The organism is Siccirubricoccus soli (assembly GCF_024178315.1).
In the GTDB taxonomy this organism is placed as follows: domain Bacteria; phylum Pseudomonadota; class Alphaproteobacteria; order Acetobacterales; family Acetobacteraceae; genus Siccirubricoccus; species Siccirubricoccus soli.
Genome location: NZ_JAMZIK010000090.1, coordinates 16,737 through 39,666 on the forward strand (window position 1 = coordinate 16,737; position 22,930 = coordinate 39,666).

At 67.7% G+C, this 22,930-nt stretch carries 15 protein-coding genes and 1 pseudogene; 10 read left to right on the top strand and 6 right to left on the bottom strand.

Annotated features, from left to right (window positions below):
• Positions 1–17 precede the first annotated feature (17 nt).
• From NJ376_RS14705 to NJ376_RS14715, 3 genes are all read right to left on the bottom strand, one after another.
• Positions 18–2,828 carry a bifunctional transaldolase/phosoglucose isomerase gene (locus NJ376_RS14705; RefSeq protein WP_252954045.1) on the bottom strand — a complete coding sequence of 937 codons (2,811 nt, stop codon included), beginning with the start codon at positions 2,826–2,828 and terminating at the stop codon, positions 18–20.
• Positions 2,829–2,939: 111 nt separating this feature from the next.
• Positions 2,940–5,387 carry a glycoside hydrolase family 15 protein gene (locus NJ376_RS14710; protein WP_252954046.1) on the bottom strand — a complete coding sequence of 816 codons (2,448 nt, stop codon included), beginning with the start codon at positions 5,385–5,387 and terminating at the stop codon, positions 2,940–2,942.
• 140 nt (positions 5,388–5,527) lie between these two features.
• Complete coding sequence (locus NJ376_RS14715) at positions 5,528–7,504, bottom strand: transketolase (protein WP_252954047.1); 1,977 nt, start codon at positions 7,502–7,504, stop codon at positions 5,528–5,530.
• A 716-nt stretch (positions 7,505–8,220) separates the two neighbouring features.
• Between NJ376_RS14715 and NJ376_RS14720 the strand changes: the two genes are divergently transcribed.
• The 6 genes from NJ376_RS14720 (at position 8,221) to NJ376_RS14740 (ending at position 13,009) form a co-directional block, all read left to right on the top strand.
• Positions 8,221–9,210: an NADP-dependent oxidoreductase gene (locus NJ376_RS14720; protein ID WP_252954048.1), complete on the top strand. Its 990-nt coding sequence runs from the start codon at positions 8,221–8,223 to the stop codon at positions 9,208–9,210.
• Positions 9,211–9,284: 74 nt separating this feature from the next.
• Complete coding sequence (locus tag NJ376_RS14725; protein ID WP_252954049.1) at positions 9,285–9,953, top strand: HD domain-containing protein; 669 nt, start codon at positions 9,285–9,287, stop codon at positions 9,951–9,953.
• Complete coding sequence (locus tag NJ376_RS14730; protein WP_256476361.1) at positions 9,950–11,185, top strand: MFS transporter; 1,236 nt, start codon at positions 9,950–9,952, stop codon at positions 11,183–11,185. The genes NJ376_RS14725 and NJ376_RS14730 overlap by 4 nt, the downstream gene beginning before the upstream one ends.
• A 229-nt stretch (positions 11,186–11,414) precedes the next feature.
• Complete coding sequence (locus NJ376_RS14735; protein ID WP_252954051.1) at positions 11,415–11,750, top strand: cupin domain-containing protein; 336 nt, start codon at positions 11,415–11,417, stop codon at positions 11,748–11,750.
• A 496-nt stretch (positions 11,751–12,246) separates the two neighbouring features.
• Positions 12,247–12,594, top strand: a complete 348-nt coding sequence (locus tag NJ376_RS29325; RefSeq protein ID WP_370288287.1) for a DJ-1/PfpI family protein — start codon at positions 12,247–12,249, stop codon at positions 12,592–12,594.
• Positions 12,595–12,712: 118 nt separating this feature from the next.
• Complete coding sequence (locus NJ376_RS14740) at positions 12,713–13,009, top strand: helix-turn-helix domain-containing protein (RefSeq protein ID WP_256476363.1); 297 nt, start codon at positions 12,713–12,715, stop codon at positions 13,007–13,009.
• Positions 13,010–14,101: 1,092 nt separating this feature from the next.
• On the opposite strand, the gene NJ376_RS14750 is transcribed toward NJ376_RS14740, so the two are convergent.
• Positions 14,102–15,835, bottom strand: a complete 1,734-nt coding sequence (locus NJ376_RS14750) for a tetratricopeptide repeat protein (protein ID WP_370288285.1) — start codon at positions 15,833–15,835, stop codon at positions 14,102–14,104.
• Complete coding sequence (locus NJ376_RS14755) at positions 15,789–16,871, bottom strand: hypothetical protein (protein ID WP_252954054.1); 1,083 nt, start codon at positions 16,869–16,871, stop codon at positions 15,789–15,791. The genes NJ376_RS14750 and NJ376_RS14755 overlap by 47 nt, the downstream gene beginning before the upstream one ends.
• A gap of 586 nt (positions 16,872–17,457) precedes the next feature.
• Between NJ376_RS14755 and NJ376_RS14760 the strand changes: the two genes are divergently transcribed.
• The 4 genes and pseudogenes from NJ376_RS14760 (at position 17,458) to NJ376_RS14775 (ending at position 22,571) form a co-directional block, all read left to right on the top strand.
• Complete coding sequence (locus tag NJ376_RS14760; RefSeq protein ID WP_252954055.1) at positions 17,458–18,927, top strand: hypothetical protein; 1,470 nt, start codon at positions 17,458–17,460, stop codon at positions 18,925–18,927.
• Between the two features lie 373 nt (positions 18,928–19,300).
• A pseudogene (locus tag NJ376_RS14765) lies at positions 19,301–20,001 on the top strand (transposase); the annotation flags it as partial.
• Between the two features lie 125 nt (positions 20,002–20,126).
• Complete coding sequence (locus NJ376_RS14770) at positions 20,127–21,329, top strand: MFS transporter (protein ID WP_252954056.1); 1,203 nt, start codon at positions 20,127–20,129, stop codon at positions 21,327–21,329.
• Between the two features lie 222 nt (positions 21,330–21,551).
• A complete protein-coding gene (locus tag NJ376_RS14775; protein WP_252954057.1) occupies positions 21,552–22,571 on the top strand; it encodes a Bug family tripartite tricarboxylate transporter substrate binding protein in 1,020 nt (339 codons plus the stop codon).
• 111 nt (positions 22,572–22,682) lie between these two features.
• Here the strand turns inward: NJ376_RS14775 and NJ376_RS14780 are convergent.
• Positions 22,683–22,930: integrase core domain-containing protein (locus NJ376_RS14780; RefSeq protein WP_252954058.1), on the bottom strand; the 248-nt coding region annotated here is incomplete at its 5' end.

The window sequence follows — 22,930 nt, forward strand, 5'->3', positions numbered from 1 at the left end:
GCTCCCTGCCCTTCCGCTCACCCCAGCGCCCGAACGACCGCCGCCTCGAGCCGGCGGAGACCGGCCTCGGTGTCCAGGCCCAGATGCACCCGCAGCACCCGCCGCCCGCGCTCCCGCAGCACCTCCAGGTCGCCCTGAGCCTGTGCCGCCTCGACGATGCCGAAGCTGTACTTCTCTCCCGGTACCGGGAGATCCCGGGCCGGTGCAGCAGTGATCTGCAGGAAAACCCCGCTGTTCGGCCCGCCCTTGTAGGCTTGGCCGGTCGAGTGCAGGAAGCGCGGCCCGAACTCGGCAACGGTCGCCACGCGCCTCGCGTCGCGCACGGCCATCCTCATCCGCTGCAGGGCGGCGCGATGGGCCTCGCTCCGCTCGACATAGGCGAGCAGCGCGAAGTAGTCGCCCTCGCCGAGCTGGCCGAGATGCGCGCGGATGGCCGCGTCGAACCCGCCAGGCGCGACCTCGCCGAACACGGCCAGCCCGTCCTCGGTCAGTGCCGGCGCCTCGGCCGGCAAGGTGCCAGAGACCGCATAGGCAGCAGTCAGTGCGCGCGTCCTGACCTTGCTCGCCTCGACGTCCGGCTGGTCGAAGGGGTTGATGCCGAGGATGCTGCCGGCGACCGCAACCGCCATCTCCCAGAGGAAGAATGCCTGCCCGAGTTGCCAGCGGTCGGTCAGCGCGAGGCGCACCACCGGCTGGCCGGCGCGCGCCAACGCCTCCATCGGCGCATCCTGCCCGGCATCGAGCCGGAGGTGGGCGAACAGGCGGTCCCCGCCATAGGCATCAGGTGCGCCAAGCGTCTCGCCATCCACCGGGACGAGGCCGCGCCCGACCTTGCCCGTGCTCTCTGCGATGAGTTGCTCCAGCCAGGCACCGAGATCGGCCACCCCTGGCGAGGCGGTGAGCGTCACCTTGTCCCGCCCGGCACGGCCGAGCACGCCGAGCACGGCCCCCAGCCGCACGCCGGGGTTCTGCGCCGGCGGCACGTCTGCGCCACAGCTCCGCGCCATCAGTGCGGCGGAAGCGAGCAGGCGGCGCAGGTCGAGCCCCATCACCGCCGCCGGGACCAAGCCGAAATTCGACAGCACGGAGTAGCGCCCGCCGATGCTGGGGTCGCCGGGGAAGACGCGGCGGAAGCCGTCATGTCCAGCCACCCGCTCCAGCTGCGAGCCGGGGTCGGTGACCGCGACGAAGTGTCGCCCGACCCGCTCCGGGCCGACCACCGCCTTCAGCCGCTCCCAGAAATACGCCTTGAGGATGTTCGGCTCGAGTGTGCTTCCGGATTTCGAGGAGACGATCACAAGGGTGCGCGCCAGGTCGCATCGCGCCTCGAAGGCGGCGATCTGCGCAGGGTCGGTGCTGTCCAGCACGAGCAGCTCGGGATAGCCCTCCTGCCGGCCGAAGGTTTCGGCCAGCACCTCGGGCCCGAGACTCGAACCGCCCATGCCGAGCAGCACGGCATGGGTGAAGCCCTCCTCGCGCAGCTCGCGCTGGAAGGCCAGCAGCGCCTCGAGATGGGCGCTCCGCTCGTCCAGGATGCGGAGCCAGCCGAGCCACCTTGCCTCGTCGGTGCCGGTCCAGAGCCCGGCGTCGCCGGCCCAGAGGCGGCGGATGCCGCCCTCGGCGCGCCAGCGCGCCAGTTCGGCTTCCACCGCCTTGCTTTCAGCCTCCGGCAGCGTCACCTCCAGCCCTAGCAGCCGGTCGCCGAGCATCGCTGTCCGCTTGGCGGCGACGGCGCCGAGCAGCTGGTCCGCCGCATCCGCGAATTGCCGCACGCCGTCCGGCACCAGGCGCTGCGTCACAGCATCGAGATCGAGGCCCAGCCGCTCGGCCATGGCCAGCACCTCCCTTGCCTCGTCCAGCCCTTCGGTCAGCGAGGCGCGGGGACGGCCATGGTCGCGGAAGGCGTCCATGGTCGCGGGCGGCAGGGTGTCGACCGTGTCCGGGCCGATCAGTTCCTCCGCATACATGACGTCGCGATAGGCCTTGTCCTTCACGCCGGTGCTGGCCCAGAGCAGCCGCTGCGGCATGGCGCCGCGCAGTGCCCGCCAGCGGGAACCGGCGGCCAGCTCCTGATAATGAACGTAGGCCAGCTTGGCATTGGCGATGGCGGCGCGGCCGCGCAGCCGGCGCAGCGCGTCGGACTCGGGGTCGCCAGCGGCGATGCGGCGGTCGATCTCCTTGTCGATCTGCGTGTCGATGCGGCTGACGAAGAAGCTGGCGACGCTGGCGACGTGGCTGATGTCCTCGCCGCGCCCGGCGCGCTCCTCCAGCCCCGCGATGAAGGCCTCGGCCACTGCTGCATAGGCGCTGCGGGCGAAGAGCAGGGTGACGTTGACATTGATCCCCTCGGAGGTCAGTCGCTGGATGGCCGGCACGCCCGCCTCGGTCCCGGGGACCTTGACCATCAGGTTGGGCCGGTTGACCGCGCTCCAGAGCCGGCGGGCCTCGGCGACCGTCTCCTCGGTCCGCAGCGCCAGGTAGGGCGAGACCTCGAGGCTGACATAGCCGTCCACCCGGCGCGTTGCCTCGTAGACCGGCCGCAGCACGTCGCAGGCCGCGCGGATGTCCTCGATCGCCAGGTACTCGTAGATCTCGACGGCGCCGTGGTCGCCCTTGGCGGCCAGCCGGCGGAAGCCCTCGTCGTAATCGGTACCTTCGCCGATCGCCTTCTCGAAGATCGCCGGGTTGGAGGTGACGCCCTTCAGCCCGTCGGCCTGGACCAGCCGATGCAGGGAGCCGTCGGCGATGAAGCCGCGCCGGATGAAGTCGAGCCAGGGCGACTGGCCGAACTCGGCGAGCCGGCGCAGAGGATTGGTGGTGCTGCTCATGCGGAGGCTCCTCCTCGCTGCCTGTTCTCACGCCACGCAGCCGGGCAGCGGGATGATGGCGTTCCCGGGAGATCCACGCCGCCGTGACGCCGAACCCGTCCTGCTCGGCATTCACGGCGCCATCTCCGCCGAGAGTTGGGAAGCGATTTCGGCGTGCTGTGCCCGGTCTCGTGCGAGCGGAGGCGCGGTCGCCGAGGAGGGTGCCTCATCCGAGGCGATCACGATGGCCCGGTCCTGCTCGATCCAGCGCCCTGATTCCAGCTCCTGGATGGAGAAGACGATGCGCCGTCCGACCTCGAGGCCCTCCGTCGCCAGATCGGCCAGGTGCAGCCCGAGCGCGCCTGCCACTGTCGGCACGTCGCGCGGGTTCTGCCAATCGTCCAGGCCCCAATGGATCAGGGATGGGGTCTCCAGGGCGAGCCGCAGGCCCTGCCCCGCGCGGATCCAGCCCACTGGCATGCGCCGGGTCCAGTGGGCCCGGCTCGCGGCGGGCCGGTTGCCACCGTAGCGCAGCCAGACCGGCTCGGGCCGGTCGACCGGCCGGCCCAGCTGCAGGCTTGCAGTCAGCTTCATGAACTCGGCATGTGCCCAGACCAGCGGCATGGCGGATCCGGAGGGCCGCCCCGGGAACAGCCGCTGCGCCGGGATGGGCGCTGCCTCCCAGACCTGCTCCGGGATGAGTCCGGAAGGGCTACCCATGCCGATCATTGCCCGCAGCAGGGCGCGGGCCCCCGCCGGGCGGCCGGCGGCGAGCTCGTAATGGCCGCGCTCTCCGGTCAGCAGGGGCCAGGCCCGGCCCCGGCCGGTGCCGTCGTAGGGACGGCCGTCCTCGTGCTCTCCGTAGCCATCGCCATTGTAGCGGTACCAGCTCGGACCGGCAGGCGTATCCACCCGGAGCATGGCGTCGACGAGCGCCAGTGTCGAAGTCACCGTCGGATCGTCCGGACGGCGCAGCCCGAACCGGACCAGCTGCAGGAAGTCCGTGCCGATCAGGGTGTCCGCAGGAACCAGGCATTCGCCATCATGGTTCTTGACCGGAACCGGCTCCCGGATCGCCGCGCGGTCCTGGAATACCGTCGCCGGTGCGGCGCGCACATAGTAGCGCTCAACCCCGTGCCGGGCGACGAGTGCGGGATGCCCGGCGGTGCACCAGGACTCGATCCGCTCGTTCCAGTCATCGGCGAGCAGGAGGATGTCGCGCCTCTCCTCCGCGCCGAGCAACTCGGCGCCGCAGACCAGGGCGGCGATGGCGACGGAGAGGGTGAAGGTGTTGACGCCCGGCGTCTCCTCCCAGCGGTCCTGGTCCGTCGCCGGACCGTGCAGCGCGATGAAGCCGAGCGCCCTACGCACCATCGTGGACACCGCGATGCCGCCGAGCGCGTCGGCCTCCGCGAGCGCCGAGGCCAGAAGGACGGGAAACGCGACCTCGTCGAGCTGGGTGCCAAGCCAGCGCGGCCGGCCGCCGAGCCACTGATTCTGCGACCAGCGCCCGTCCGCCAGCTGCGTCGCGATCAGGTAGCGCAGGATGTCACGGGCGGCGTCCACGCTGCCGTAAGCGAGGAGCGCGCCAGCGGTCTCGACGAGATCGCGCGGCCAGACCAGGTGGTAGCCGCCGGTGTCGTCGCTGCTGTTGCCCCAAGGGATGCTGAGGCTTGCCACCATGGCACCCCGGAAGGTCTTGTCCTGGTGGGTCCGGAGCACCATGGCCGAGACGAGCACCGCGTCCCGGAACTCGCCATGGCACCGGCCCAGATCCAGGCTTTCGGCATGCCAAGCCTCCCAGCCCCGCACATGGCGGTGCCACACCGCGTCGAAGGGCTGGATCAGCGCCGAGATCGCCAGGGTCGCGGCGGCTTCCTTGTCGCTGCCGAAGCCGAGCGCGAGCACCGCGGTCCGGCTCCCGAGCTCGCCGAGCAGTGCGATGTTCCCGGGGCCCGCCTGGTCGTAGGTCCAGGCCATGGCGCCGTTGGCGGCGAAGTCCTGCCATCCGTCGCTCGCCCCGACGAAGCCGGCGCTGGCGCGTCGCCACGCGTCGTGCTGCGAGACCGCGTCGGCGGCGGCAAGCGCGAGGGCGAAGGCGCCCCGCTCGGCGCAGAGCACCTTGCGGTCGCGGTTCATGAACACCTCGCCCCTGTTGTCCTCGCCGGTGCCACCGAGATGCGGCGCGAGCAGGGCATGGAGCCTGAGCTCGGGATCTCCGGTCAGGATCGCCTCGACCAGCAGCACATCCCTCTCGAGGTCGGGCGCGATCCGCAGGCTCAGCTCGAACCGGGCATGGCGATGCAGGATCTGCACCGCGGGAATGCCAGGGCCGGGAGTCGTCAGCGTGTAGTCCGCATTCCGCTTGACCTCGACCCAGAAGCCCCGGCCATCCGCGACGATGAAGCCGAGGTCGCGAATCTGCGGCATGTCGACATGCGGGAAGTAGACCTCGTTGACGATGCCGTACCCGGTCGTGAACCACAGACGGGAGGGGCCGAGCGCGGTCCCGACCATGTCCTTGGCGCTGCTGGTCCAGGTCGGCGGTATGCCGGGGCCTCCAGGAGCGTTCGTGGTCATGCGGCACTCCATCCCATCAACGACGGATCCTCTCGCCCGGCCATGCCCGGCGCGGGGTCGAACATCGCAGCGCGCCGGCTCGCCTGGACGGCCCTGATCCGGACCGCCAATGACTCCCGTGCCCGGCGGTTACGGAGGGCTCATCGGGCCGCCGCCATCGCGGCCGCCACGATCTGGTCCACCGACAGCTGGACATAGGCCAGGACATCCTCGGGCGTGCGCCCGCTCTTCGGGATGTTGTGCACGGCGAGTGCCCGCACCTGCGGCGCGTCATCTCCCGCCGCAGCGGCCGCCTCGGCCAGTTCGCTGCCGAGGCCGCCGACGTAGTTGTCCTCGACCGTCAGGATGACACCACCCGGCCCGGCCAGCGCCAGCACCGCCCCCGTGTCCATGGGCAGCGCATAGGCATCGACCACGGCCGCCCCGACTCCCTGCGATGCCAAGCTGTCGGCCGCCTTGAGGCAGCTGTGCACGAGATAGCCGGATCCCGCCAGTACGACGTGCCGGCTGCCTTGGCCGGGTTGGCGCAGCACCTTGTGCCCGCCGAACGGGAACTCCTCCTCCTCCCGATAGAGGAGCGGCAGGTCCGCCCGGACGGCGCGCAGGTAGCAGGCGCTCGGGAAGCTGGCCATCGCCAGCACCAGCGCATAGGCGCTCGCCGCATCGCTTGGGGTGAGCACCGTGACCGCGGGATTGCCGTGGCTGTCCCGGACATGCGCGAAGGCCCGCATGAATCCCACATCCGCCAGCGCCATCTGGCTCGGGCCGTCCGCGGCGAGGGTGACGCCAACATGGGTGCCGACCAATTTGAGGTTGGCGCCACCGATCACCGCCATCTCGATCTGATCGAAGGCGCGCTCGAGGAAGCGGCCGAAGGTGCTGACGAAGGGAATCTTGCCCCCGCTCGACAACCCGGCCGCTACGGAGACCATGTTCTGCTCGGCGATGCGCGCCTCGAAGTAGCGCTCGGGGAAGGCCCGGGCGAAGTCCTGAGCATAGGTCGAATTCTTCACATCGGCATCGAGCGCCACCACGGCCGGGTTCGCGGCCCCGAGCGCCTTCAGCGCCAGCCCGTAGGCACGGCGCGGCGACATGGCCTTCCTGCCGGTCACGGCCTCGGCGAGCTTCGGGTCGCCGCCGATAGCTGCCGCGAAGCCGGCCGGCTCCTTCGCCGATTGCAGCCCCGGGGATGGCAGCGGCGGCGCGATGCGGAGGGTCTCCTTGCTCGCCCTGGGATCGAAGCCAGCCACGCCGAGCTCGGCCGCGCGCTGGTCCAGCTCGGCCAGCACGGCGTCGAGCTCGCCCTTGGGCACAGGGGTCCCGTGATGGCTAATGCCGCCCAGCTGCGGCACGCCCCAGCCCTTGACCGTGCGCGCGATGACGCAGAGTGGCCTGCCCGCGCCCAGCTCGCGCCGCCGGCGGAGCGTGTCCTCGATCGCGGCCGGGTCATGCCCGTCGATCGCCACCGCGGTCCAGCCGAAGGCCTCCGCCTTGCGCTGCAACTGCTGCCAGCCCTGGGCGGCGGCGACGAAGTCGCTCTGGCCAAGGGTATTGCAGTTGAAGATCGCGACGACATTGGTCAGCTCGTGATCGGCGATGAAGTCCATTGCCTCCCAGATCTGCCCCTCGCGCGCCTCGCCGTCGCCGATGATGCAGTAGACCACCTTCTCGATGCCGCCGATGCGTGCGGCGGCGCCGAGCCCGGCCGCCACCGACAGCCCCTGACCAAGCGAGCCGGTAGCGGCGTCGAAGAACGGGAAACCCAGCACGGGATTGGGATGGCCGTCGATCGGGCTGCGGATGTCGCGCAGCGCCATCAAATCGTCGGCGGTCATCGGCCTGGCGTGATCCCCGAAGCCAATCGTGACGCCGAGGTCGGCACAGGCGGCGTAGATGATCGGCACCGCATGACCCTCGGAGAGGACCAACCGATCGGAGCCAAGAGCAGCCGGATCATTTGGGTCCCAGCGCATCACCCGATACATCAGCACCGTGACCAGGTGCACCAGCGACAGGGCCGTCGTCGGATGGCCGCTGCCAGCCGCGGTGGTAGCGCGCACGGCCAGCTTGCCGAGCTCGATCGCCTTGGCTTGAACAGCCTGCTCTGGCGCGGTCATGGCGGCCCTCCATGGCCGACCGGACATCGCATGGCGCTATCCGATTGCGTGGTCAGGATCTGGAAGAATGGGCCAGCTTCGAAATGCCTGGAAGCTTGACTGAGCATGACGCTGCTCCGTCCGACAGCGCGATCATGAGGCGCTTCCCACATCGCAAAGTCCACGAAAGATATGAGCGCGAGATGTTTTGGCTCGCGACTGGCGTTTCTGCCAGCAGCTTCGGCGGGCCAGTCCAAGTGGATTCGGGCCAGTTCTGTGGCCGCGCGAGGGGGAGCACCACCCCGCAGGGAGCGGAGTCGGCGGGGCCGCCATCGCTCAAAGCGCGCGGCGGGAAGCGACCGGTCCCATCAGCCGATTGCGCGCCACGCTCGACGGACCTGTCAGGAAACGACGCACTGCTGTCCTGATCCGTAGGATCGTCTTCGTTGTCCAAAGCAGGTCACCACTGCCACATTCGGACACGCGCTTCCGATCAGGCGCCGTGGCGACATATCGATGCGACCACCGCTGGCCCCTTTCGCCGAGGCGACCACGATCGAGAAGGTCCGCTTCGCGAAGGCCACCTGGAGCAGTCGTGATGCGCTCAGGGCGAGCGTTGCGGCGGCGTGCGCGAAACCGCGCCTCACCATTCGCCGGCGAGAGGGCAAGGGCGTCGTTGGCGGAGGTCCACGAACGGTCGGCGGCGGTCATGACCAGTTGGGCGCAAGGAGCACGAGATGAGTCCGAGCGATATCGTTGCCGAAGCGGCCGAAAAGCGGACTCGTTCGACAATGATGGCTTGGCGTGTGCACGAGTTCGGGCCGCCAGAGATCATGACGTTCGAGCGCGTCCTGCGGCCCGAGCCCGGCCCTGGGGAGGTCCTGGTCAAGGTGGAAGCCGCTGGCGTCGGACCATGGGATGGCTGGATCAGGGCGGGAAAGAGCGCTTTGCCGCAGCCGCTCCCCCTCACGCTGGGCTCGGACCTGTCCGGCGAAATCGTCTCTCTGGGAACCGGAGCTTCCGGGTTGCATGTCGGAGATCAGGTGTATGGCGTGACGAATTCGCGGTTCGTCGGGGCGTATGCTGAGTACGCCTCGGCTTCCGCGGAGATGGTCGCGAACAAGCCCGCCGCGCTGACCCATGTCGAAGCCGCCTCCGTTCCTGTCATCGCCGTTACGGCCTGGCAGGCCTTGTTTGATCACGCCCGGCTCAAGGCGGGCCAGACGGTGGTCATCCACGGCGCGGCGGGGAATGTCGGCTCCTACGCGGTTCAACTGGCCCGTCGCGCGGGTCTGCGGACGATCGCGACCGTGGGGACCAGCGATATCCCCCTCGTGCGCGGCCTCGGCGCAGACATGGTGATCGACTACCGGGCTCAGCGCTTCGATGCGGAAGTTCGGGATGCGGACGCTGTCATCGATCTGGTCGGCGGTGACACGCAAAGCCGCTCGTTCCAGATCCTGCGTCGAGGCGGCAAGCTGATTTCCACGGTGTCGAATCCGGATCAGCGACTCGCGGAGCGCCATGGCGTCGAAGCCAGCTTCTTTCTGGTCGACGTCACGAGCCGGTACCTGGCGGAGATCGCTCGCCTCCTCGACAGTGGAGATCTGAAAGCAAGGATCGGGGCCATCCTGCCGCTCGCGGATGCGCGCGAGGCTCATCTCATGCTGGAAGGCGCGCGATCTCAGCCGAAAGGGAAGATCGTGCTCGCTGTCGGAGCGAGGTGATCGACAGACCGCCCCGGCGCGTTCGCGCGCCGGACGCGCCGCCAGTCCCTGCAGAGCTCCTGAAAGGACGAACAATGACCACGCCACATCTCGCCCATGCCCCGGTCATTCCCGATTCGCTGCTTACGAAGGAGGCGACGGAGATCCTGCGCGAGCATTCCACGGACCTGCTCTTCAACCACTCGATGCGCGTCTACCTGTTTGCGGCCGAGCAAGGGCGGCAGAGAAAGCTGCGCTTCGACCCTGAACTCCTGTACGTGGCCGCCGCATTCCACGATCTTGGCCTGATCAGGAAGTTCTCGAGCCCGGACGAACGCTTCGAGGTCGACGGCGCCAATGCCGCCCGGCAGTTCCTCAGCGCCCACAACATCGCCGAGGAGCAGGTGCAGACCGTCTGGGAGGCAATCGCGCTGCACACCACGCCCGGCATCCCGAAATACATGCGCCCCGAAGTGGCGCTGCTCAATTCCGGAGTTCTCCTTGATGTTCTGGGCGTGGGGTTCGACCAGTTTCCTGCGGAGCTGCGCGAGGAGATCGTCGCCAAGTACCCTCGCATAAACTTCAAGGAAGGCTTCGTTCAGGAGTACTTCGCCGGCTTCGCGCACAAGCCCGCAACCACCTATGGCACCGTCAATGCCGCCGTCTGTGAGCGCTTCATGCCAGGGTTCAAGAGCCCCAACGCTTGCGACCTGATCGCTGCTTCTCCCTTCCCGGACTCTCCGTTGCAGAGCCCGGCGTCATGACACGGGCGTATCCTGCAGGCCAGGCGCTGGCTCTCGATCATGGGCAAGCGGCTGGCATCGACTCGCTGACCTCCCTCGTCTGGCTCACTCTCGGCGCGTTTGCGATCGGCACCGAGGGGTTCATGATCGCCGGGCTGCTGCCCGCGCTGGCATGCGATCTCGATGTCGGCCTGCCCGCGGCCGGTCATCTCGTCACCGCCTTCTCCCTCACCTATGCCATCGGCGCGCCGGTCATGGCCGTGTTGACGGCGGGCTTGGAGCGGCGCCGCGTGCTGGCCATTGCGATGGGCGGCTTTGCCCTGGGCAACCTGCTCGCCGCGCTGGCAGCGGGCTATGCCGAGCTGCTGGCCGCGCGGCTGCTGCTGGCGCTGTCCGCCGGGAGCTTCATGCCGGCGGCCAGTGGCTATGCCGCAGCGCTGGGCGGGCCGGAGCGGCGTGGCCGTGCTCTGTCCACCGTCACCACCGGCTTGACCCTGGCCATCATCCTCGGCGTGCCGCTGGGTGTGCTGGTGGGGCAGGGCTTCGGCTGGCGCGCCACCTTCTTCGGTGTGGCGGGGCTGGCGGCGTTCTCGCTGCTGGGGATTCTCGCCCGGCTGCCGCGCCAGCCGTCTGGCGCCATGCCCGGCCTGGGCGAGCGTCTCGCATTGGCGAAGCGCCGGGACATTTCCGGGGCGCTGGTGACCAGCGTGCTGACGGTTGCCGGCACCTTCACCGTCTACACCTATCTCGCTGCTTTCATGGCGAGCGTCGCCGGCCTTGGGCCGCAGGCCCTGGCACCCGTACTGCTGGGCTTCGGCATGGCCAGTGCGGTCGGCACCCAGCTCAGCGGCAGCGCGGCGGACCGCTGGGGCGCGCGCAGGATTGTGGTCCTTGGCGCGGGGCTTACGCTGCTGGCCTATCTTGCCTTCGTGCTCAGCGCGGCACTCGGTCCGGCGCGGGCCATGCCGATCCTGCTGCCGGCCATCCTGCTTTGGGGGCTGGCCAGCTGGGGGCTGATCGCCGCGCAGCAGGCGCGGCTGGTGGCCTTGGCCCCGGCGTTGGCGCCGGTGAGCCTCTCGATGAACGCCTCCGCCATCTACCTCGGCAGCGCCATGGGCGCCGCAGCAGGCGCCCTGACCATTGCTGACGGCGCCGTGGAGCGTCTCGGCTGGGTGGCTGCGGGATTTGGCCTGGCCGCGCTGCTGTCGGTGCGGCTCAACGGAAGCAGCGCATCAGGCCGAGCTCGAGGGTAGCGATGCCTCCGCTTCGCCCCCGCCGCCTTGGCTCGATGTGGCTGCATGGACTCATGAGAAGAGGAGGTAGGCTGATGTGGATCAGCGGAAGCGCCCATCGGACCGGCGCGCTGTGGCCCCCCCGGGTATGGCAGTGAAGGCCGTGCGGGCGGCCACCGTCCCACTGCTGGCAGCAGCGATCGCACTGGGAGCGTCGCCTGCAGTTGCGCAGCAGCGGGAGCAAGTGCGAGTGGTCTTCGAGCGCGCACTGCCGAACGTCGAAGGAAAGAGGATGGTCGCCGTTGTGGTGAGCTATCCGCCCGGGGCCAAGTCGCTGCCTCATCGGCACGCGGCGTCGGCCTTCATCTACGCCCATGTGCTGTCGGGGGCCATCCGCAGCCAAGTGGGTGATGATTCTGCGCAAATCTATCGTACAGGTGAAGGCTTCTACGAAGCGCCCGGCGCACACCACAGGATCAGCGAGAATGCGAGCGAAACCGAGCCCGCCAGCCTGCTCGCAGTTTTTGTGCTCAATGCCAACGACGGTCCGTTGACGACGCCGGACGCGGCGCCCGGACCGCGATGACGGCGCGACAAGCGCGCCAATGATGGTTTGCTTGAGCCGCAAGGGCCGCTTGGTCGGCGGCTCGAAGAGTTCAATCGAGGGATGAAACGTCCTGGCCCATGCAGCCCGCCAGTCGGTCCCGGATGCGCGGATGCTCGTCCGCGCGCCCCGGATCGCGGCGGGGCTTTGCGCTGTCCGGAACACTTCTATAACAATGGCGCGCCAGGCTGGAGAGGCAGCAACAGGCGCCGATACAAGCTGCCGCGATGGTCGTCTATGAGGGGACCCAAGCCCTGGACGTGGCAGGGCCGATGGATGTTTTCAGCGAAGCGAACGCCTTCATCGACAGGGCCGACCGCTGTGAGGCGGTTCTGGTTGCCCCTCACCGCGATCCACTGCGCGTCGAACGGCATGCGACTGATGGCCGACCTGACCTTCGAGGAGACGAAGAGCGGCTTCGACATCATTCTGGGGCAGGCTCGCCGACGCCACCGGAAGCGGAGCCCGAACCGCCCCGCTGCAATGGGTCAAGGAGTTGCCGTGGCATTCGGGCGCTTGTGGATCGATCTGCACCGGGGCCTTTCTCCTTGGCTGTGCCGGCCTCTTGGACGACCGCCGAGTCACAACCCATTGGCAGGATGCACAGGCCCTGGCGGCCAGGTTCCCGAAAGCAAGAGTCGAACCGGATCTGATCTACGTCCGCGATGGGCGGCTGATCACCGCGACTGGTGTGACTGCGGGAACAGATTTGGGCCTGGCGCTCGTTGGACAGCAGCACGGCGCGGAAACGGCGCTGAGGTCGCCAAGCGGCTGGTTGTGGTTGCCCAGCGTCAAGGCGGACAGTCGCAGTTCAATCCCTATCTGACAGCACCCGCCAGCCCGGAATCGCCGATCGCTCGTATCCAGGACCATGTCATGGGCAACATACGGGACCGCCATACCCTGGAGTCGCTTGCCGCTGTCGCCGGCATGAGCCCTGGAGTTTGGCCCGACATTTCGTGCAGGCGACCGGCATCACACCGCATGACGACATCGAGCGCGCCCGCGCCGATGCGGCGCGCATGTTGCTGAAAGGAAGCGACCGGCCGCTGAAGGCGGCCGCCTTCGATTGCGGCTTCGGACCGGTGGACCGGATGAGGATCGCTTTCACGACCCGCCTTGGCGTGACCCCCGTCCAATATCGCGCCAGCTTCCGGCGAGCAGGATCGGCATTCTCCGTGCTCGGCACCACCAGGGCATGTGGCGGGATGACGATGTCCGGCAGTGGATCGGGCTGGTGACTGACAATGGCCTGGTACACCGGCGCCGGCGTCCACGGCAAGGTGCAGCTTGCACCAGGAGCGATGCGTCCGGCCGCGCTTCGCCTCCATCTCACTCGCCCCGGCCGAACAGCTTCAGGCCGGTGCTGCCGATCACCGGTCTAGCATCGGGGCCACGTATGAACTCCCTGGCGACAGAGATGCCTGCAGGAACTGCGCCCCGGAGTGCTGACCGCTCTACGCGTCCTCAATCGAATGTCGGGCGAGGTTTCAGATGCAGCCGAATAGCTTGGCCAAACGGTCGATCCGCGTTCGGAGGCGCGGATCGGGACGCTGTCGGAGGAGGCGTGCACAGAATGTCCGCGAAGCCGAAGGGGTGAACCTGCGCCTTGACGACTCCGGAGCGCCTACCCGTCGCTGGCGGCGATCAGATCCACCGGTTCAAGCCTTCCGTGGAGGAGCGACATTCCAGCTGCCCATGTTGCTGTACATCGCGTCCCGAAGCTGTTTGAGCTCCTGGTTCAGCTTGCCCAGCTTCTTGAGCGATTTTTCTTGAGGTCTCCACTCGTGGAGTTGCAAGACACCCGGCCTTGGATCTCAGCGCACGCCCCCGCGGGGTCAGCACAACGACAACCTGACGTTCATTCGCCGGATTCCGGGTCCGGCGCACCAGTCCAGCGGCCCCGAACCGCGCCGCCGCAGCTCGGCAGGATGCTCCTGCCGCGAGGGCATCTACACCCGCTTCCGAAGGTCAACCGACAGCGCCTTGGACATGCCTGCCGGCCTCCTCGCCGACAGGCAGCTTGAATCAGATCCGGCCCGCGTCGAAGAATGCCCCCGCTTCATTCAGCTCGGAGACCGCTCCAGACGGCCATGAACAGGTGGAGCTTGCCCCAACCCGGTCCTGACTTCGGCGATGTCGACGTGGAAGCAGCCGATCGTGCCTTGAGGCGCTTGCGGGCCGACGTGTCGCCGTCGGTCTTGGAGAGGCAGGACCTGCCATGGCGATGGCGGCAGCGGTGCAGCGCCGAGCGCTGTCGCCGGCTCCATGCCACTGCCCTTCGGACGTAGGTCAACTTCCAGCGGTAGCCAAAGCCGGTTCAGCCGAAATGATCAGCCGGGTGAGGTACGACGCCTGCGCACAAGCTCCGCTATACCCTCTGCGACCCGCGCGATGACTTCCTCCCATTCTCCGGCCCGTGCCTGCCTGAAGAGACGCATGGTCGGGTACCAAGGCGTGTCCTCACGCCGCAGCAGCCAGCGCCAGTCCGGCAGGACGGGCAGCATGGTCCAGACCGGCCGCCCTAACGCGCCAGCCAGATGGGCAACCGCAGTATCCACCGTCACGATCAAGTCGATCTGCGCCATCGCTGCCGCGGTTTCGGCAAGATCCGTCAGCGCGGGCGCAAGGTCGAGCACCGCCCCGTCCGGAGCAAGACCACGCAAAGCGTCGGCACGGGCGCCGACCTGCAGGCTCACCCAACTCACCCCAGGTACCTCCCATAAGGCCGCAAGTCGGGACGGCGCGATTGAGCGGCCGTAATCGCCTTGATGATGCGGATTCCCCGCCCAGGCGAGTCCGACGCGCAGCCCAGGCAGCCCGGCCAACCGCTCCCGCCAGCGGTCCAGCGCCTCGGCCTCCGCGCGCAGATACGGGACCGGCGCCGGAACGCTCTCCAGCGTCGTGCCAAGGACATGCGGCAGGCTCAGCAGCGCGCATCGCACATCCGCCGGCGGCGCTGGCTCCTCGGAATGCAGCAGAGCTTCCAGGCCCGGCAGCCCGGCGAGCAGCCGCGCGAATTGCGCTGGCGCGGCGAGCAACACGCGCCCACCCCGGCGGGCCACCTCCGGCACGTAGCGAACGAACTGGATCGTGTCGCCCAGCCCCTGCTCGGCCTGCAGCAGGATCGTGCGGCCCGCCAGCGCCTCACCGCGCCAGCGTGGCAGGCCGGCAGGCAGCCCGGCTGGCCGGGGCGGCAGCCGATGCTCATACGCCTCGAAGCCTTCCTCCAGGCGGCCGACCGCAAGAAGCGTCATCGCCAGCCCTATGCGTGCGTTCAAGTGGCTTGCATCCAGGCGAAGCGCCCCGTGCAGTGCCGCGATCGCTTCGTCGGGCCGCTCCAGGCCACGCAGCGCCAAGCCGAGATTGGCATGGGCGTTCGCATGGCCGGGTTGCGCCTCAATCGCCGCTCGGCAGGCAGCGAGGGCCTCTTCATAACGGCCGATCTGGGCGAGGGCCGCGCCAAAATTGGACTGCGCATCGGCGTCATCGGGCCGCAGCCGCACCGCGGCGCCACCGGCTTCCACCGCTTCCTCAATACGGCCGAGCGCTGCCAGTGCGGCGCAGAGATTCGAGAAACCACCGGCGAAGCGTGGGTCGATCGCCACTGCCGACTGATAGAGCGGCACTGCCTCCGCCGCCCGGCCCTGCTGGCTCAGTAGGCTGCCGAGGTCGTTCGCGATGATGGCGCTGCCCGGCTCGAGCGTGAGCGCCGCACGGAACATTGCTTCCGCCTCCGCCACCTTTCCCAGCCCGCGCAAGGCCCGCCCGAGTTCGTGCCGCGCCGACGCCAAGCCGGGCGCAAGCATCACTGCAGCGCGCAATACCGGCACTGCCTCCTCCGTCCGGCCCTGGCGGCGCAGCAGGGCACCGAGGGCGAGGCGGACCCTTGCATCCCCCGGGGCACGCAGAACCGCAGCGCGGCGGCCCGCGAGAGCCGCGTCCGGTGCGATCTCGCCGCGCGGCGGCGTGACCTGGTGCGGCGGTCTCACACCCCGGCCGTTCACCCCGATGCGCCCCTCATCTTGGCGCGTCGTCGGCGCGCGCTGAGACGGCCGGGCTGCCACCTCGGTCAGCGATTGCCGCCGTCAGCCGCGCCGCCCTGGTGGCGACGGTGTCAAGCCAGATGCGGTCGCAAGCGGAAGCCAATGCGACATGGTCGGCCATCGTGATCCGTTCCATGCCAAGTCCATGCTCTCGAGGCGCGCGGAGGAAGCGGTCGAGCAGGGCGTCGAGCGCCGCGGCATCTGCGACATCGAGGCCGAGCGTGACCAGGTCGCGCGCGAATGGCATCGGCTCCGACTCCATATACCGATTGGTGGCCTCTACCGCAGTCACCACGCAGGGCACACGCACGATGGCGATGCGGCTCGCATAGGGAGGCTGGCCGCTCGGGTCCATCATTGCGAAGCTGGTCAGCAGCCCGGTGAGCAGGCTGCCCGGCGGCGTCGGCAGGAGCAGCTGGAGGACGGCGGGCGGAACGCCAGAGGAGCCGGTCGTGAGGGCGAGCGTGAGCGCGCGGCCCGTCCCGCGTAGCACTGGGCCCTTGGAATGAGCGACGCCACCCGCAAGCATCTGCGACAGGCGTGCGACCGGCGCCTCCGACCGCCGCGGCGCGCGCTCGATCACCAGCGCGCTGCGGATGATGCGGCCGCGGTGGTAGCGCGACTGCGCATGCGAGTAGCAGGCGTAGGCACCGCAGATGTAGTCTTCATCGAGGCGCACATCCGGCGGCGCACGGCGGGACACCGAGATGGACATGGCATCATGGGTCACACCGGCCTGACGAAGCAATTCACCGCCTTCGACCTTGTGCCTCACGCCGACTTCACCGACGAAATCCTCGAGCGCGCAGGCAGCGATCCAGGCTCCGGAACGTTCGAGGCGGAGCACTCTTGCCCACTCCTCGTAGATGCGCGATGAGCGCGGCAGCGTCCGGCCTTGCATCCACTTATAGGACCGATCGAGATCGAATTCGGTCTTCGGGTTTACCCGCCGGAAGGCGGCGCAAAGTTCTTTCTGGCTGGTGCAGCCCAGCAGCGTGGCGGTGATGCGGAGCTTCGCGGCGACCTCGCACGGTTCCTGCCCATCAATCTTTCGCATCTCGTTCCCGCTTCACGCATGAATTCTCGTTATGATTGAATATCACTCGGGTCGCGCATAGTTACGGGCGGAAATCCGGCAATTACCGCATCGACACCGGCGGTTTGTGGATTCTCCAAGAGAATCCACAAGCAATGCTTGCCGCATACCGTTCAGAAGAATCAAGAATCAATTACGACAAGGGTGATTGCCGCCGGCCTCCGCGAGAGGCCGCGGGGTGGCTTCGCGACCTTCGGGAGGGATGACGGCAGTGGCGTTCGGCATCGTCAGCGCGCCACGCGCCTTCGGCTCCATGCCGGCACCCCTGTGCTGCAGAAGCCAAAGCAGCCAGCACCCGTTGGCAAGTTCGTCGCTCTCGGCAGCGAAGCCACGTCCGTCATGTTGCATCACGTTGGGGCTGCAGCGGCGGGCCCTTGAGCAGCAACACCTTGAATACGACGCCCGCGAGTTTCACGGCAGCCACTCACAAGACGACGCGCCTCACAAGGGAACGCTGCCTGATGCCCGAGCGGGGCCGTGAGTGGTCCAACGCATCCATGCGGACGGTGGCCGTGCAGAGCGCGCCAAAACAACAGGAGGATTCGACATGGCCCTGAAAATTCTTAATCCCGATGTGGTTGGGAAACAGTACATCGACACGTTTTGGAAAGACGCTCTGGGTACGAGCGAGGATCCGGCGAACGGCCAATGGTACACCAATGGGCCGAATAACGACAACATCGGCCTCTACGGCGGGCTCACGGACGCATTGCCCAGCCAGCCCGTCTTCGACTCCACGAAGGAGCACTACATCCCCACCAACAGCACCGGCACCAGCGCGAAGGTCGACAATACCAATGGCCTGCAGCCGTCGGCGACGGTAACCCTGGGCTTCTCCTACCAGCAGGGCCATAGCACGACGCATGAGACGAGCTCGTCCATCACCGTCGGGGTCAGTCAGGAGATCGACATCGATTTCGAGGTCGCGTCTTCCAAGACGACCTTCAGCTTCTCCGGAACCTATGGCTGGTCCGAATCCACGGACGACAGCGTCACGACCACGAATGAGAGCAACATTCAGGTCCCAGTGAACGTGCCGACCGGAAAGATCTACGAGGCACAATTGTTCTACCTGCAGGAAACGCTGATCGTGCCTTATACGGCAACGGTCGAGGTGACCGGTGATTCCGAAACCTGGTTCGCCGACCGGGTCAACGGTCACTACAACTATGCGACCGATGCAGGCACCATTTTCGCGTACATCGCAGCCAAGGGACTGGCTGGCGCTGAATCCTCCCAGTACGGCAGCAACGGGACGACAGGCACGGTCTCGGAGGCTGGCACCGTGACAATGTTTGGTGGAGGTGCCTACACGACAAAGATCTATGACGTCACTAATGGCGATGCGTCCCAGCTCGAAGACGGGATCGGCCTCAAGGTGACACTCGGCGATGATGGAGAGGCATTTCGCGATACGCCGTATGATGATTTTGCGACCGGTGGTGCCGGGAACGACAGCTTCCTGCTGACCCGAGGCTCGGATGTCGCCTACGGTGAAGATGGTGATGACAGTATCGGTGGGTTCGGTAGCGGGGCACACCTGATGCACGGCGGAGCAGGCGACGACAGCATCAGCGCCGTCGGATGCGGCCTCTACAACAAGCTCGACGGAGGCGAAGGCAACGACGTGCTGCAGGCGAACGCGGCGTCGAGCATCCTGCTGGGCGGCGCCGGCGACGATCGCTACTTGCTCGGCCCAGGTGCCATGGGATCGCGCATCGTGGATGGTCAGGGCAGCAACGATCTCGCTATCACTCTCGGTACCCGCCTCGGCTTCGAGCGGGCGGGCAATAGCTTGATCATCCACAAGGATGGCGGTCCTGATTATCAGTCGGACCAGGACGTGGTCTGGGTGGATTTCTTCATCGGTGATGGGGCCAATCGGGTGAATGGCCGGACCGGAGAGGAGCTGCTCTCACGGTCACCTACCCCACGGCCGCTCGACATCACAGACTTTGAAGCTCTCGTGGTATCCGCGAACGACAACTACGCGACGATAGGACAGTGGACCTTCTAGTGTGCTGCTGAAATGCCTCTCCGATAGGGCCGATTGGGACGTGTGATCGGCCTGCCGGGGCGCTGGATTGGGGACGGCGCACTTGACCTGAGGCGTCCTCCCATCGCTGGCATCGTACGAGGGTCGTTTGACGTCATGCCGCGGCACCGAGCATCTTCGGCAGGCCACGAAGTCGTAGGCGGCAATTGCCCGGGTGAACTGCCAGTCGGACGCCTCGAATAACCCACTCCTTGGGTGCCGCTGACGAACGATGACGTTCCTGGCGAAGGTCGGGTGACTCCTTCGGACGCGTGATCAGCTTGTGTCAGGGGGAGTGGTCCTGATCCGGCAAACTGGCCCGGCGGGGGCGCAAGTCGTTTGGGCACTCTGACCCTTGGAGGAGGGTGCCAAGAAGCGGAAGCGGTACACGGACGAGCAAATTGCCTTTGCGCTGAGGCAAGCCGAGAGCGGGACGGCGGTGGAGGAGATCTGCCGCAAGATGGGCGTCGCCGAATCGACCTTGTATCGGCGGAAGAAGCAGTTTGCCGGGATGGGCGTGGTGGAGATCCGGCGGCTGAAGCAGCTCGAGGAAGAGATACCAGGTTGAAGCGACTGGTGGCGGATCTGACGCTGGACAAGACCATGCTGCAGGACGTTCTGCGGCGAAAGTGGTGAAACCCGCCGTGCGCCGCGACGTGGTGCGTCATCTGCAGAACGCCTATGTGGTTGGCGAGCGGCGGGCCTGCAGCGCGACGGGGTTTCGGCGCTCGTCGCAGCGGTACCGATCACGGTGGGATACGCAGGTCGAACTGCGGATGCGGCTGCGGGACCTGGCAGCGGCGAGGGTCTGCTATGGCTATCGGCGGCTGCACGCGTTGCTGCGCCGGGAGGGGTGGCCGGTGACCCACAAGCGCACTTACCGGCTCTACTGCGACGAAGGGCTGTCGATCCGCCCAAGATACCGCGGCGCAAGCGGGCCTGGCGCTACCGGTGGGTCGGCCCGGACCGACGGCGCCCAACGAGGTCTGGAGCATGGACTTCGCCTCGGATCAGTTGTTCGACGGACGGCCAATCCGGATCCTGGCGGTGATCGACGCCCGCAACGGTGCCAGGCTGCCCGCGTGCAATACGGCCGTTTGCATCGCGGACACGATCTGGGACGATGGGACTACCCCAGACGCCCGGGGCGAACCGGCGCGGGGCCGCGGAGGAAAACGCGAATGGAACGACACTACGGCTGGGTCATCGTCGCCGTCGGAGCGTTGATGGGCTGCATCGGCATGGGGTCGATGTTTTCCCTCGCTGTCTTCCTCGATCCGATTGCCACAGGGACAGGCTGGTCGCGCGCTGGCATCTCTGCCTCGATGACAGTCGCCTTCCTTGCCATGGGGTTCGGGGCCTTCTTCTGGGGATGGGTTAGCGACCGCCATGGCCCACGCATCGTTGGCATCGCCGGCGGGCTGCTGCTGGGCACGGGGCTTGTCCTGGCTAGCCAGGCGCAGAGCCTGGCGGCTTTCCAGCTCGCCTACGGCCTGTTCCTCGGGGCGGCGGTCGGCGCCTTCTTTGCGCCGATAATGGCGACTGCCAGTGCGTGGTTCGATCGGCATCGCGCGCTCGCCGTCTCCCTCGTCTCCGCCGGGCTGGGCATGGCGCCGGTCACCGTCGCGCCCTTCGCGCAATGGCTGCTTACCGGCCATGACTGGCGCACCGCACAGCTTGTGATCGGGCTCGTTGCGTGGGTGATCCTGCTGCCAGCCGCGCTGCTGCTTCGCCGCCCGCCGGTACTGGCCGCCACCGCAGCGGCCGCGCCGCCGGGCGAGAGCCTCACCGCGCGCCAAGCCTTGGGCAGCCGGCAGTTCATAGCGCTCGCGGCAACCTTCTTCGCCTGCTGCCTCGCCCATGCCGGACCGATTTTTCATGTGGTGAGCTACGCCATGGTCTGCGGCTTGTCGGCCTTGGCTGCCGTCAGCGTCTATAGCCTTCAGGGCTTGGCAGGGCTTGGCGGACGTCTGCTGCTGGGCGTGCTCGCCGACCGATACGGCGCCAAGCCGGTGCTGATTGGCGGGCTGATGCTGCAGGCGCTAGCGATCGGTGCCTTCCTCCCAGCTCGCAGTCTTGGGGAGTTCTATGCCGTCGCAGCGCTCTTCGGTCTCGCCTATGGGGGAGTCATGCCGCTCTATGCGGTGTTGGCACGCGACTATTTTGGCCCCCGTATCATGGGTACGGTGTTCGGCGCCGCGACCATGATTTCCTGTCTGGGCATGGCGGTGGGGCCGGCGATCGGCGGCTGGATCTTTGATCGCTTCGGCAGCTACGCGGGAATGCATCTTGCTTCCCTGGCGGTTGGACTTGGGGCCGTGGCGGTTGCCTTTACCTTCCCGCCGCTACCCGGGATGCGGCCTGAGCGTTTCAGGCCAGCATAGTGCAGAAGCAGGAGTCGGTCGTCCTATGCCACGATCTACTTCACCTCCACCATGTCGATGCAAGCTGTGAATCTGAAATGGGCCCGGCGCGAAGGCAGGCCTTCACTGGCCGAAGGTGCTTCTGCAGTCTGCCGTGCGGACTATGGGAGGCCTCTGTGTATTGTCGGCCTCCTGTCATGCCTTTCGTCCGCGAGCCGGACCACCGACACATGGAAGGTAGCTATGGCGGGAGACACGATCGACACCGGCCGAGGCTGGTCCGCACCGGGTGGCGGAACGCGCCGTGCCTGGCTCGGCATCGCTGGCGCGGCCTGCGTCGCCGCAGCCGCGCGCGCCCAGCGCTCTGCCTGGCCGACGCAGCCGATCCGCTTCATTGGAATCTTCCCACCCGGCGGAGGGACCGACGTCCTCTCGCGTATCTGGTGCAACCGGATGGCCGAGATTACGGGCCAGTCCTTCGTCGTCGAGAACCGTTCAGGCTCGGGCGGGAATGTGGGCACGGAGGCAATCGCGCGCGCCACACCGGACGGCAACACGATCGGGCTTGCCTCGGTCTCCTCCCTCTCTATCGCGCCCGCCCTCTACCCTCGGCTGCCCTACGACGTGGAGCGCGACTTTTCCTACATCTGCGGCCTGTGGCAGTTGCCGAACCTGCTCATCGTGCGCCACGGCATCCCGGCGCGGAGCGTCCCAGAGCTGATCGCGCTTTGCCGCCGCGAGCCCGGCCGCTTCAGCTTTGGGAGTTCGGGCGCCGGCACGACGCTCCACCTCGCGGGCGAGATGTTCAAGCACATGGGCCAGGTGGACATCCTGCACGTGCCCTATCGCGGGGGTGCACAGGCCTACAACGACCTGCTGGGCAGCCGCGTCGACATGGTCTTCGGGAACATCCCGGAGGCATTGCGCCTCTCGCGCGAGGGGCAGGTGCGGCCACTCGCCGTGACCGGCGCGGCGCGCAGCCCGCAGGCGCCGGACGTGCCGGCGATGGCCGAGTTCTTGCCGGGCTACGAGATCAACTCCTGGGGGGGCGTGCTCGGTCCCGCGGGCATCCAGCCCGCGATCGTCGAGCGGATCGCCGAGGTCGGGCGCGAGGCGGTCGAGAGCACCGAAGTGCGCCGCCGCTTCGAAGAGGCCGGTGCCACGGTGTGGTGGACACCACCCGCCGGCCTCGCGGAGTTCCGCCGCGAGAACGAGGCGCGCTTCGCTCCGCTGGTCCGTGCTTCGGGCGCGCGAGTGGAGTGAACAGCGGCAGGAACGGCGCTTCCAGGCAACGCGCGGCCCCGCCCCGCCGCGCGGCTGGCTAGGGCTTATGGCGGATCATGGGCACACTCCGAGACCGAGTTGTGGTCGGGGCTAGATGTTTGGTTTCGGGATTTGGTGGTGCGGATCATGGATGAACCTGGACGGCTCCTCTGTCCAGGCTTTGCAGATAGCTTCGGGGGGTGTGAGGCCGCGTAGGGTCTTCAGCCGGCGGGCGAAGTTGCAGGCGATGATGACGTTGGCCAGGTGCTGTCGGAGCTGCTGGTGGCTCTCGTAGTGGAACCGCTTGACGGTGGCCTCTTTGATGGTTCGGTTCATTCGCTCGACCTGACCGTTGGTCC